The organism is Kribbella sp. NPDC104740 (assembly GCF_055583505.1).
In genome coordinates, this window is the sequence record NZ_JBVJNV010000010.1 from 12,001 (window position 1) to 24,797 (window position 12,797).

Here is a 12,797-nt window from a genome sequence, read left to right on the forward strand (position 1 = left end):
TTCGCCCTGGCGGGCGTGTGCGGTCGCCCCCGACAACTGGAGGACAATGGGGGCGGAGGACACCGTCTTCGTTCCTTCGCCGCCCGCCCCCCCCCCGCCCCCCCCTCCCCCCCCCCCCCCCGCCGCGGCCAGCGGGCTGCGCCGGTTCAGCCGCGCGCTGTCGAGCAAGGAGCGCGCGGTCCGGCTGATCGGATCGGTCGCACTCCGGGCTCGCGCCGAGGGTCTGCTGGCCGACCGGATCCGGATCACGCTGCCGGCCGTCGCCGGTGAGTCGGTCGAGCAGTACCTGTCCGGCGTCCTCGGGACGGAGGTCGTCGTCGGTCTCGGCGTCGGCTCGCTGCGGGCCAACCAGAAGCCGATCCTGCAGGTCTTCGACTGGCGCGGCCGCTGCGTCGCGTACGTGAAGGTCGGCGACTCCGCGCTCACCGCCGGTCTGGTCCGGCAGGAGGGCGCCAACCTCGCTCTGCTCGCCGAGCACAACTGGCAGCTGCTGGAGATCCCCCGGCTGCTGCACCGCGGCAGCTGGAAGGGTCTGGAGCTGCTGGTCATCTCAGCACTCGACACCACCGTCCGGCCCGGCGCCGGCGCGTTGCTGCAGCCGCCGCTGGAACCGCTGGACGAGCTCTACGACCAGTACGACGAAGGCTCGGCGGAGCTCGCCAGTACGGCGTACTGGCAGGACCTGCGCGCCACCGGGGACCAGATCGAGGACGAGGGCCACCGGGCGTCGTACGACGCGTCGCTGGAGCGCATCGAACGCAGCCGCGGTGACGACCTGGTCCGGCTGACCGCCTGGCACGGGGACTTCGCGCCGTGGAACCTGAACCACAAGGGCGGCCGGCTGCAGCTGTGGGACTGGGAGCGCTTCGCCACCGGCGTACCGGCTGGGCTGGACCGGGTGCACTACGTGGTGCACACCAGCACGCGCGCTGAGGGCTTCTCCGACGCCGTGCTGGACACCGCACTGACCAGCCCGTTCACCCACCACCCGAACTGCCCACCGGCTGAGCAGGAGCTGCTGGCGGGGCTGTACCTCGCGTCCCTCACCGCCCGCTACCTGATCGGCAGCCAGGGCGACCAGGGGGACGTCATCCGTCCGACGACCCGGACCGTGCTGCAAGCACTGGACCGGCACAGCCGGCGGATCGCCGCCGCGAAGGGAGTCCGATGACCACCGGTCTGACCGGCAGGAGCACCGCCGTCCTGCGATCCACCCGCGACGTCGTCCCGGACAGCGCCCAGCAGGCGATCCGCACCGCCACCCGTGCGGTCGGCCGCGCCACCTCCGGCGTCCGGATGCTGCCGGACCTGATCGTCGCCGGCGCCCAGCGCTGCGGTACGACGACGCTGTACCGGCTGCTGGTCGACCACCCGGCGATCGTGCGGCCCCTGTTCCACAAGGGCATCGGGTACTTCGACATCGGCTACGACCACCCGTGGTCGTGGTACCGCGGGCACTTCCCGGTCGCGCCGGTGGCCGCGGCCCGGACCCGGGCGTACGGGCGGCCGATGACCTTCGACAGCAGCGGGTACTACATGTTCCACCCGCTGGCCGCCGAGCGGATCGCGCGGCACCTGCCGGACGTCAAGGTGGTCACGCTGGTCCGTGACCCGGTCGAGCGCGCGTTCTCGGCGTACAAGCACGAGAAGGCCCGCGGCTTCGAGACCGAGGACTTCGAGACCGCGCTGGCGCTGGAGGACGAGCGGCTGGCCGGTGAGGTCGAGCGGATCCAGGCCGACCCGTCGTACCAGAGCTTCCACCACCGCCACCACGCCTACGTCGGCCGCGGCCGGTACGCCGAGCAGATCGTCCGGCTGCAGCAGGCGCTCTCGCCGGAGCAGGTCTTCGTGATCGACGCGAACCGTTTCTTCGCCGAGCCGGTCGAGCAGTTCGCCCGGCTGCAGGAGTGGCTCGGGCTGCCGGTGCACGACCCGGCGAAGGTCGAGCAGGCCAACGCGCGGCCGAGCAAGCCGATGGCCGACTCGCTGCGCTCCTCGCTGCTGGAGCGGTTCGACTCCTCCGACGCCGAGCTGTCGGTGATCCTCGGCCAGACACCGAGCTGGCGGCTGTGAAGCCCGGCCGCCCGGCGCGCGACGACGCCGTCGAGCTGTCCGCCTACCTGCGCGCGATGCGCAGGGGCGCGGTGGCCGTTGCCGTCTGCGCGCTGCTCGGTGCGGCCGCCGGTGTCGCCTGGACCGTCCGCACCCCGCGGGTCTACTCGTCCACCTCGGCCGTGCTGGTCGCGGACGCGCCGCTCTACCTGGCCCGCAAGGGCGAGGAGGGCGCGAAGTGGTTCACCATCGACACCGAGGCGGCCCGGCTGGTCTCGGAACCGATCCTGGACGCGGCCCGGCGGGCGACCGGCGAGAAGAACATCAACACCAAGGTGCACATCTCGGCGGTGCCGACCACCAAGGTGCTGAAGGTGACGTACGTGTCCACCAACCGGCGGGCCGCCGAGAAGGGCGCGGTCGCGATGACGACCGAGTACCTGAAGCTGCGCCGCGCCGAGTTCGAGGACCGTCGCGACCACCGGGTCGAGCTGATCGGCCAGCAGATCGCGACGCTGAACGCCCGGCTGGACGGCACGCTGATCACCGGCAGCCCGACCGCGGCCAAGCTCGCGGAGCAGCGCGCCACCCGGCAGGCGATCGCGGCCCAGATCGCCGCCCGGCAGACCGAGTCGCGGCAGGTCCGCGTCACCAGCGCGTACCCCGGCCAGGTCGTCCGCGTCGGCGGTACGACGAGCGCCCGGCGGGTCAACCCGCTGGTGCCGCCGGTGGCCGGCATGGTCTTCGGCGGACTCGGCGGCCTGCTGATCGCGGCGTTCCGCTCGTCCCGGCTGGGCAGCGCCAAGGACGTCACCCACCTGGTGCCGGACAGCGCCGTGGTCCAGCTCAAGCTGCACAAGACCGGCGGACCAGGGGCTCGGAGCTGGGACCCGATCACCGCCGGCGTACTGGGTCTGGGGACGGGCACTGTCATGGTCGCTCCACCGGACCGGCCGCCCGGGGAACTCGAACGCGCCGCGGCCGACCAGCTGTCCGCCGCACTGCGGCATCACGGACGACGGGCCTGGGTCGTTGACCACAGCGTGCTGCCTGTCGACACCGTGCCGGTCCCGCGGACCCGGGCCCGCGCCAGCACCGTGCTGGTCACCAGCAACGGTGTCACCAGCGAGCCGGGCTCCGTACTGGCCGGGATGACCGGCAACGTCGTACTGATCGTCACCCCGCGCACCAGGCGCCAGGCGCTGGCCGAGGCCGTGCACCGGATCGCCGAGGTCGGGGCCACCGTCCAGGGAATCGTTCTGCTGTCCGGGTCGAACCGGTTCGTACCAGCCGTGCTGAGAAGGAGCACCTCATGAGTACATCGCCCACTGCTCCTTCGGTGAGCGTCGTCGTCGCCACGCGGAACCGGCCCGAGCTGCTCCGCAAGGCGCTCGCGTCGATCGCCGCCCAGGACTACGCCGGTCCCGTCGAGCTGGTCGTCGTCTACGACCAGAGCGAGCCCGAGACCACGCTGGCGGCCGACCTGCCACTGACCGGGCAGGCCGGTGAGCGCCGGGTGAACGTCGTCACCAACACCCGCTCCCCCGGCCTCGCCGGCGCCCGCAACAGCGGCGTCACCGCGTCCAGCGGCGAGTACCTGGCGTTCTGCGACGACGACGACAGCTGGCGGCCGGACAAGCTCGGCACCCAGGTGGCGATGCTGACCACCACCGGCGCCGGGCTGTCGGTCTGCGGGATCGAGATCACCATCGGCGACCAGACCCACGTCCGGGTCCCGACGCCGGCCGACGTCACGGTCACCGAGCTGGCCCGGCGCCGGGTGATGGAGGCGCACCCGTCGACCGTCGTGGTCAGCCGGGCCGCCTTCGACCGGATCGGCTGGGTCGACGAGGACCTGCCCGGCGGGTACGCCGAGGACTACGACTGGATGCTGCGGGCGCTGGCCGCCGAGAAGGTGGCTGTGGTCAGCAAACCCCTGGTCGAGGTGCTCTGGCACCCGGGGTCGTTCTTCACCACCCGCTGGGCGGTGATCATCGACGCGCTCGACTACATGGTCGACAAGCACGCGGTGATCCGGGAGAGCCCGCGCGGGCTGGCCCGGATCTACGGCCAGAAGGCCGTCGCGTACGGCGCGCTCAAGCGCCGTACGGAGTCCAGCCGGTGGGCCCTGCGGGCCTTGCGGCTGGCGCCTGGTGAGAAGCGCGGGTACCTCGCGCTGGCGATCGCATCTGGGGTCGTCCCGGCGAACAGAGTTCTGCAATGGGCGAATGCGAGAGGGCGGGGAATATGAGCGGCACGACGAGGGAGACGACAGGTCCGGTGCAGGGCAGCAGATTCACCTGGTCGGGGCTCGCGCGCCGGCTGCCGGTGATTCTGGTCCTGGCCGCCGTCGGCACGACACTGGGGTTCCTCGGCGCCCGGCAGCAGCCGGCGACGTACACCGCGACGGCGACCGTGCTGGTCGAGCCGGCCAACGGCAACCCGTACGCACCGGGTGCGCGCGGCCAGAACCTCGCCAACCTCGGCACCGAGGCACAGCTGGTCAGCTCCGACGCGGTCGCGCAGTTGGCCAAGACGACGCTGCGCAGCAAGGCGTCGGTCGCGGCCCTGGTCGAGCAGCTCGCGGTCACCAACCCGCCGAACTCGCAGGTGCTCGAGGTGGCCTACACCGACATCACCCCGGCCGCGGCCCGCGACGGCGCGAACGCGTTCGCCTCGGCGTACCTGGTCGCTCGTGAGCGGCGGGCGGCCGAGTCGGTGCAGGCCCAGATCAACAACCTGACCAAGGCCCGGACCGCCAACCAGTCCGCCCTGCAGCGCAACCTGCAGGCGCTCAACAAGACCACCGCCGGTACGCCGGCCCGCGTGCTGGCCGACCAGCGCGTCGCCACGACCACTGCCGAGGCGACCAAGCTGGAGAACCAGATCAGCGACCTGCGGCTGTTCCAGGGCGACCCGGGACAGGTGCTGTCCCCGGCGAACCTGCCGACCGGTGCTGCTGGGCTGCCCGGGTGGATCATGCCGGTGGCCGGTGCTGGGGTCGGGCTGCTGCTCGGGCTCGTACTGGCAGTGATGCGGGCGCTCAACGACCGGACGCTGCGGACTGTCGAGGACGTGAAGGCGCTGGGGTACCCGGTGCTGAGCACAGTGCAGCCGGCTGCTGACGAGCACGCTGACGCGTTGCTGGTGGACGCTTCGGCTGGGCTGCCGGATGGGGCTCGGCTGCTGCGGAGTGTGCTGGGGGTGGCGAGTCCTGAAGGTGGGGCTGTGCTGCTGGTGCCGGCTGGAGCTGCTGAGTCGCACACGACCACGCCGCTGGCGCTGGCGGCTGCGCTGGCGCGGGCTGACCAGACTGTTGCTGTTGTGGACGCTGGTGGTGAGCTGACTCGGGCTACCGGGCTTGGCGACACTGCTGGTGTTGCTGACGTGCTGAACGAGGTCGTCGCGCCGGGTGAGGTGGTGACCGAGTACCAGCCGAACCTGCGGTTCGTACCGGTCGGGCCGACGTTCTCGGCGTCGGTGGACAAGCTGGCGTCGCCGCAGATGCGGGAGTTCCTGGACGGGCTGACGCCGGAGTCGCGCTGGGTGCTGGTCGCCGGGCCGATCGCCTCGGCGCCGGAGACGCTGACGCTGGCCGACCTGTGCACGGACGTGATCGTGCTGGTGAGTCTGCGGCAGACCACATCGGTCGACCTGCAGCACGCGGCTGAGGCTGTCACGCGGGGTGGGGCGCGGTTGGTGGGTGTTGTCGTCGACCAGTCGTCGCGCAAGTCCCGCAAGAACAAGCACGAAGAGACGGTCGTGGCGGCCCCCGAGGTCGCGCCGGCAACGACCGCCGCCGCTCCGGAGCCGGCGGCTCCCTCGCCGAAGCTCGTCGCGGTGGACGAGCGGACCGAGGAGATGACCATGCTGGAGGACCGGCCGGAGCCGGACACCGAGAAAGCTGGTGCCGAGGGCAACGAAAAGGGCCAGCGCAAGGAGTCCTCGCCGTGGTTCCCCGAGAGCGGGGCCGACGACGAGGAGACCGGCTACGCGGCGTCGCGGAGATCGGTGTAGTGGCCGCTCCGGCCGGTGCGCATCCCGCCAGCCTGAACAAGATCGCCCGCGGCGGCTCCGCCAACCTGGTGGGAGCCGCCGGCGGCGCGGTGCTGACGCTGCTGCTCACCTGGGTGGTGACGCGCGGGACGGAAGCCGGCGTGGCCGGCAGCCTGTTCGCGCTCACCGCGGTGTTCCTGATCGTCGCGGCGATCGCCGAGCTCGGCTCGGACGTGTCGCTGTCGAAGTTCCTGCCGCACTTCCTGGTCGAGGACCGGCTCGCCGACGCCCGCACCACCGTGCGGATGGCGGCTCTGGTCTCGTTCGCCGGCGGCAGCCTGGTCGCCGTCGTCCTGCTCGTCCTCCGCGCGCAGGTCGCCGACGCCGTCCTCGGTGACGGCAGCGGTACGCCGGGCTCGCAGGCGGTCGCCGTACTGGCTGTCTGCGTGCCGCTGGCCGCGGTGACCAACACGGTCCTGTCCGCGACCCGCGGGCTGACCACGATCCGCCCGACCGTCCTGGTCGACAAGATCGGCCGCGCGCTGCTGCAGGTCGGCTTCGTCGGCGTCGCGGTCGCCGCGGGCGCCGGCCTCGGCGGACTCACGCTCGCCTGGGCCCTCCCGTACGCCGTCGCGACGGTCGTCGCGATCGCCTGGTACCTCGTCATCGAGCGCCGCCTGACCGCGCGCACCGGCCCCGGCCTGCCGCCGTCGGCCCGCCGCGACCTCTGGCGCGAGTACGCCGTCTACACCTGGCCGCGGGTGATCTCCCGGATCAGCCAGAGCATCCTGCAGCGCGCCGACATCGTCCTCGTCGCCGCGCTCCGCTCCCCCGCCGAGGCCGCGGTCTACACGGTCGCCACCCGGCTGTTCGTGATCGGCCAGCTCGGCACCCAGGCGATCCAGCAGGTCGCCGCGCCGCACACCAGCGCGCTGCTCTCCTCCGGCGACGACCGGGCCACCAAGCGCGTCTTCCAGACCGTCACCGCGTGGACGATGTCGCTGACGTGGCCGTTCTTCCTCGCGTGCCTGGCGCTGGCGCCGTTCCTGCTGCACGTCTTCGGCGGTACGGCGTACCGGGCCGGGGACGACGTGGTGATCGTGCTCGCGCTGGCCGCGCTGCTCGCGGCCGCGGGCGGGCCGGTCGACCTGATCCTGCTGATGGCCGGGCGGAGCGGGCTGAGCCTGGTCAACGCGCTGGTTGCCCTCGGCGTCAACCTGGCGCTGAACCTGCTGCTGATCCCGCGGATCGGCATGATCGGCGCGGCGATCGCGTGGGCGGCCGCGATCGTGGTCCGGAACGTGCTCGGGATGATCCAGGTCTCGGCGAACCTGCACTGGCTGCCGTTCAGCCGGTTGTCGGTGACGGTCGGCGGCCTGGCGATCGCCTTCTTCGCCGTCCCGCCGACGGTTCTGAACCTGGCCACGGACCCCTCCGACGGGGTGCTGATGGCCGTGCTGGCGGTGGGGGCCGCCGGCTACCTGGCCGCGCTGTGGAAGCTGCGCGACCACCTTGCCCTGACGGCGTTCACCGCGATGCTGCGCCGTCGCAACCCTCAGCCGGCCGACGCAATCCCGGCCGCGGAAGAAACGAAGCCGGTGCCGATGTCATGACTGTGCCAAATGCCTCGCCTCCGGCTCGGCGGGTCATGGGGCTTGATCTCCTGGTCTTCCCTCGTCGCTCCGGTCGCTTCGCTCCCTCCACTCCTCAGTCCAGACCAGGAGGCCCCATGACCTGCCGCCCGCTTCTGGTGGTGGCCGCGCTGATGTCACTCGCCGCCGGGCTCAGCGCGTGTGCGAAGGCTGTGCCGCTCGCTGAGCCCTCGGCGGCGGGGCCCAGCAACACCGGCGGGCTGGTGCTGTCCAGCGGCTTCTCCGACGCGGGGCAGCTCGGTCGGTCGGCGCCCACCGGCATCCGCACCAGCTTCGGTCCCGTGGTCGACCGCAACGGCGCGAACCTGGTCGGCGTCATCGGCCTGGCAGCGGGCGAGCAGCACTCGCTCGCGCTCATGCAGGACGGCCGCGTGCTGGCCTGGGGAGCCAACGACGACGCCCAGCTCGGCAACGGCACCCGCGCCGCCTCGCTCGTCCCCGTCCCGGTCCGCGCCCCCGACGGCGCCCCCGGCGCGCTCACCGGAGTCGTCGACATCGCCGCCGACTCCAACACCTCCGTTGCCCTGCGCAAGGACGGCACCGTGGTGGTCTGGGGCCGCGCGAACTCCGGCCAGCGCGGCAACGCCGACACCACCGCGAACCCGACCACGCCGAGCGTCGTCCTGAACCCGACCGCGACCGGCCCGCTGACCGGCGTCCGGGCGATCTCGGCCGACGGCGGCAGCGAGCTCGCGCTCACCGACCGCGGCACCGTGCTCGGCTGGGGCAACAACGAGTACGGCCAGCTCGGCTCGTCGGCGCCGGTGGTCGCCAAGCTCCCGGTCCCGGTCACGGGACGTGGGAAGGCGCCGCTGACCGGCGTACGGGCGATCGCGATCGGCGGCCAGCACTCGGTCGCGCTGCTCGGCGACGGGCGGGTCGTGACCTGGGGCCGCAACGACGTCCACCAGCTCGGCGACGGCACCGGGACCAACCGGAACATCCCCGCGGAGGTCCTGGTTGCCCCGGGCAAGCCGCTGACCGGAGCGACCGAGATCTCGTCGGCGGAGAAGCACACGCTGGCGCTGCTCAAGGACGGCTCGGTCGTCGGCTGGGGGCACAACAACGGCGGCCAGCTCGGCAACGGCACGGTCAAGGTCCAGCCGTTCGCGACGCCGGTGCACGGCAGCCGCAGCGAGCCGAAACTCCTTGCTGTGCAGCACATCATGGCCGGCGAGAGCTACAGCGTCGCCGTCCTGCAGAACGGCGAGATCCTCACCTGGGGCGCGAACGGCCGCGGTCAGCTCGCCACCGGTGACCGGCTCGACCGCAACAAGCCGGGCCCGGTCACGGTCGAGAACGGCGTGCCGGAGCCGAGCTGGGTGACCGCCGTCGGTGTCGGCCGCCGGCACGTGCTGATCGCGCTGCGCTGAAGCCGGCTACGGGATCGGCGGGGGCTTGAGCTGCGGTGACCTGAGCGCCGTACGGAGAGCGTTGACGGACTGGCTGCCGGGCTTGAGCTCGGTGGCCCCGATGTCCTTGAAATCGGTCTCGTTCCAGTAGACCAGCGCCTTCACCTGCGGGAACGCCGTCAGCTGCCCGGGCATCGTGCTGAACACCGCGCTGCGCTTCACCTCCCCGAGGTTGTCGCTGACCCCCCACTCGGCCAGCATGATCGGCTTGCCGGGATGCTTGCTCGTGGCCCACGTGTAGAAGCCCGGCCAGGTCGGGTAGGCCTTCTGGGTCCGGTTCACGGCCTGGCTGATCCCGCCGGAGAACTCCGGGTCCGGGCCGAACAGGTACGGGTCCTCGGCGATCCAGTCGACCACGTCGTCCCCGGGGTACAGCTGCTCGAACCACGGCTGCACCCCCCAGTACGGCGAACCGCGGTACGTCATCACCAGGATCGCGTTGGTCGCGCCTTTCGCCTTCAGACGCAGGGCGACGCGGCGGTACATCGCCGCGTAGTCCTTGGCCGTGAACCCCGATCCCGCGGCCGGCTTGACCTCCTCCTCCGGCTCGTGGTGGATGGTCAGGAAGAACTTCTCCGGGAACGTCGTCGTCAGGTACTCCGCCTGCGCGTCGATCGCCTTGTCCACCTCGGGATCGCCCGCCGCGACCTCGGCCCAGGTCCGGCCCATCTCGGGCTTCCAGTTGAGCAGCAGCAACCGCTTCTTCCCCGGCTCGCGGGCCCGCTTGATCATGTCCGCGGTCGGGAACAGCTTCGGGCTGGAGTTGTAGTAGTGCGCGATGTCCACCGGGCGGCCCAGGACGCTCTCGAACGCCGGCAGCGCCTCGTCCCAGGACTCGTCCCCCAGCGGGTTCGCCGCCGCACCGAACCAGACGCCACAGGAAGGCACCAGCAGCGCCGACACAGTGCACCCAGGCGTCGGCTGCGGCGATGGCGGAGGCGCTGTCCGCTGGCTCGACGGCTGGTCCTCTCCGCGGACCAGTGCACAGCTCACCAGCGCGACGGCCGCGACCAGGGCACAGCCACCAGCACCGACCAGCCAACGCGTCCAGCCCTTGCGGGGTTGCGAAGTCATCACCCGATGCTACTGCCGGTGACAACCGTTGCAGGGTTGATTTCCCCAGATCGTTGTCAGCGGCCGACCGGGTCGTTATGGTGAATCACCAGCCTGTGGGGGGCTTTGGGTACTGCTGTGTAGGGGTGGGGGAAATCCGCATGACACGTGCGCTGGGCTTGGGTGCCCATCGGAGCAACAAGGGTGACCGTGGGGTCGAGAAGCGACTCACCGCGCTCGCCGGACTGACCGAGCTGACCGGCAAACGCCTGCTGGACGTCGGCTGCGGCGACGGGACGTACACGCGCCGCCTGGCCGCCGGTTTCGACGAGGTCACCGCGGTCGACGTCGAGCCCGAGCGGCTGGCGGTCTTCCGGTCCGAGGTCGAAGGCACCGAGCTGGCAACCAAGCTGACGATCCGGCAGATGCCGGGCGAGAAGCTGGACCTGCCGGACGAGGCGTTCGACGTGGTGACCACGATCGAGGTGCTCGAGCACGTCGCCGACCTGGACCTGACGCTGGGCGAGATCCACCGGGTGCTGGCCCCCGGCGGCCGGTTCCTGATCACGTCGCCGAACCGCTGGTTCCCGTTCGAGACGCACGGGTTCTTCGTCGCCGGCAAGCGCCGGCCGCCGCAGTACGGGCCGTTCCTGCCCTGGATCGTGCCGCTGCACAAGCGGCTCGCCGACGCCCGCTCGTTCACCGTCCGCGGCCTGTCGAAGCAGATCGAGGCCAAGGGCTTCCGGCTGACCGGCGTCGACTACATCATGCCGCCGTTCGACCGGTCCGGCCTGGGCGGCAAGATCCGCCCGGTCACCGACGCGATCGAGCGGTCCCGGCTGGAGTTCTTCGGGATGGCGCTGATCCTGGTGCTCGAGAAGGTCTGACGGCAACGGCGAAGGCCCCCGCCCACGGTGTGTGGACGGGGGCCTTCGTACGGCGTACCGCTACTTGACCTGGCGGGCCAGCAGCCCGCTGTTCAGCACCTCACGCGCCGCGGCCTTGGTGGTCGCGGACGAGTCGAGCCGGGTCGTGCCGACGGTGTGGAAGGTGGCCTCGTTCCAGTAGACCAGCGCCTTCACCTGCGGCATCTTCTTCAGGCCGTCCTGCACACTGCGCAGCACGTCGGCCTTGTTCATCCCGAGCATGGTCTGCTCGTCGATCCCCCACTCGCCGAGCATGATCGGCTTGCCCGGGTGCTTGGTCGTCGCCCAGGTGTAGAAGCCCGGCCAGCTCGGGTTGGTGTAGGTGTCCTTACGGTTGACCCCGGTGGTGAACGGACCCCACCAGTTCGCGTCGTCACCGAAGATGTACGGGTCCTCCGCGATCCAGTCGACCACGTCGTCACCGGGGTAGAGGTCGTTGAACCAGGGCTGCGAGCCCCAGTGCGGTGTCCCCATGTAGTTCATCACGTAGACGGCGTTGGTGACGCCGTTGGCCTTCAGCCGCTGGACGACGTGGCGGTACATCGCCGCGTAGTCCTTGGCCGTGTAGCCCGAGCCGGCGGCCGGCTTGACCTCCTCCTCCGGCTCGTGGTGGATGCCGAGGAAGAACTTCTCCGGGAAAGTCGTCTTCAGGTACTGCGCCTCGGCGTCGATGGCCTTGTCGACCTCCGGGTCGCCGGCGGCGACCTGCGCCCAGGTGCGGCCCATCTCGGGCTTCCAGTTCAGCAGCAGAATCCGCTTCTTACCGGGTTCGCGGGCCCGCTTGATCATCTCGGCCGTCGGGAACAGCTTCGGGCTCGAGTTGTAGTAGTGCGCGATGTCGAGCGTCCGGCCGATCGTCGACTCGAACGCCGTCAGCGCCTCGTCCCAGCTCTCCGAGCCCAGCGGGTTGGCCGCCGCGCCGAAGAACGCACCGCAGGACGGCACCAGCTTGTCGGAGATCGAGCAGCCCGGGTTGCCGGTGGACGGCGGCGTGGTCGGCTGGGTCGGCGTCGTCGTGGGCTTGGTCGGCGTCTGCGTCGGAGTCGTGGTCGGCTTCGTCGGAGTCGTCGTCGGCTTGGTCGGCGCCGTGGTCGGCTTGGTCGGCCCGGTGGTGGGCGGAGCCGTCGGCGTGGTCGGCGGCACCGACGGCTGCGGACCGCTGCCGTCGCCCTTGACGTAGCTGATCTCCAGCTTCGTCTGGGTGGCACCCGACTCGCGGGAACCGAAGACCGAGCCGCCGCGACCGGCCAGCTGGGTCAGCGCCAGGTTCAGCGCACCGTCGGTCTGGACTCCGGCCGAGACGTCGATCCGCAGCTCCTTCGACTTGCCGTCGTCGGCCGCGGAGGCGATCGCCGTACCGGCGCGCAGACCGGTGGAGGCGGAGACCGCCTCGGTCCACTTCGCCGGGCCGGTGGAGACCTGGATCTTGCTCGGGTTGCTCGCGGTCAGCCTGGTCAGGACCAGGGTGGCCTTGCGGGCGTACCCCTCGGCAGCGGCCGGTACGGCGTACCGGACGAAGCTGGTGGACTCGTTCTGCTTGACGACGAGCCGGGTGGACCAGCCGTGCCGCTGGGTGGGGGACTTCGTGGACACGTAGGCGTCCGCAGTCGCCGTGAGCGACACCGGGGCGGGTGCGGGCTCGTCGGCGTTCAGAGCTGCGAAGCCGATCCCCGCGGTGGTCAGCACCAGGGCGCTCGCTGCCACGA

General features: G+C 71.4%; 10 protein-coding genes. 8 read left to right on the forward strand and 2 right to left on the reverse strand.

Going from position 1 to position 12,797, the window contains the following annotated elements; translation table 11 throughout:
- From ACZ6Z4_RS35590 to ACZ6Z4_RS35620, 7 genes are all read left to right on the forward strand, one after another.
- The coding region (locus ACZ6Z4_RS35590; RefSeq protein WP_465575450.1) for a hypothetical protein at positions 1–1,171 on the forward strand (1,171 nt) is incomplete at its 5' end.
- Positions 1,168–2,073 carry a sulfotransferase family protein gene (locus tag ACZ6Z4_RS35595; protein ID WP_465575453.1) on the forward strand — a complete coding sequence of 302 codons (906 nt, stop codon included), beginning with the start codon at positions 1,168–1,170 and terminating at the stop codon, positions 2,071–2,073. The genes ACZ6Z4_RS35590 and ACZ6Z4_RS35595, both read left to right, overlap by 4 nt.
- Positions 2,070–3,368, forward strand: a complete 1,299-nt coding sequence (locus ACZ6Z4_RS35600; RefSeq protein ID WP_465575456.1) for a hypothetical protein — start codon at positions 2,070–2,072, stop codon at positions 3,366–3,368. Before ACZ6Z4_RS35595 ends, ACZ6Z4_RS35600 begins: the two co-directional genes overlap by 4 nt.
- Positions 3,365–4,303, forward strand: coding sequence for a glycosyltransferase family 2 protein (locus tag ACZ6Z4_RS35605; RefSeq protein ID WP_363671269.1), 939 nt, complete (start codon positions 3,365–3,367; stop codon positions 4,301–4,303). The genes ACZ6Z4_RS35600 and ACZ6Z4_RS35605 overlap by 4 nt, the downstream gene beginning before the upstream one ends.
- 29 nt (positions 4,304–4,332) lie before the next feature.
- Positions 4,333–6,069 carry a P-loop NTPase family protein gene (locus ACZ6Z4_RS35610; RefSeq protein ID WP_465575461.1) on the forward strand — a complete coding sequence of 579 codons (1,737 nt, stop codon included), beginning with the start codon at positions 4,333–4,335 and terminating at the stop codon, positions 6,067–6,069.
- The gene (locus ACZ6Z4_RS35615; protein WP_465575466.1) at positions 6,069–7,661 is read left to right on the forward strand and encodes an oligosaccharide flippase family protein; all 1,593 of its coding nucleotides are present in this window, start codon (positions 6,069–6,071) and stop codon (positions 7,659–7,661) included. The genes ACZ6Z4_RS35610 and ACZ6Z4_RS35615 overlap by 1 nt, the downstream gene beginning before the upstream one ends.
- Positions 7,662–7,777: 116 nt before the next feature.
- On the forward strand, positions 7,778–9,073 hold the full coding sequence (locus tag ACZ6Z4_RS35620; RefSeq protein WP_465575469.1) for an RCC1-like domain-containing protein: 1,296 nt from the start codon (positions 7,778–7,780) through the stop codon (positions 9,071–9,073).
- A 6-nt stretch (positions 9,074–9,079) separates the two neighbouring features.
- Here ACZ6Z4_RS35620 and ACZ6Z4_RS35625 read toward each other — a convergent pair whose 3' ends face one another.
- Positions 9,080–10,186 (reverse strand): glycoside hydrolase family 26 protein, encoded by a 1,107-nt coding sequence (locus ACZ6Z4_RS35625; RefSeq protein ID WP_465575472.1) that lies wholly within the window; start codon positions 10,184–10,186, stop codon positions 9,080–9,082.
- A 140-nt stretch (positions 10,187–10,326) separates the two neighbouring features.
- On the opposite strand from ACZ6Z4_RS35625, the gene ACZ6Z4_RS35630 reads away from it, so the two are divergent.
- On the forward strand, positions 10,327–11,052 hold the full coding sequence (locus ACZ6Z4_RS35630; protein WP_465575475.1) for a class I SAM-dependent methyltransferase: 726 nt from the start codon (positions 10,327–10,329) through the stop codon (positions 11,050–11,052).
- Positions 11,053–11,112: 60 nt separating this feature from the next.
- Here ACZ6Z4_RS35630 and ACZ6Z4_RS35635 read toward each other — a convergent pair whose 3' ends face one another.
- On the reverse strand, positions 11,113–12,795 hold the full coding sequence (locus ACZ6Z4_RS35635; RefSeq protein ID WP_465575478.1) for a CBM96 family carbohydrate-binding protein: 1,683 nt from the start codon (positions 12,793–12,795) through the stop codon (positions 11,113–11,115).
- Between the last annotated feature and the right edge of the window lie 2 nt (positions 12,796–12,797).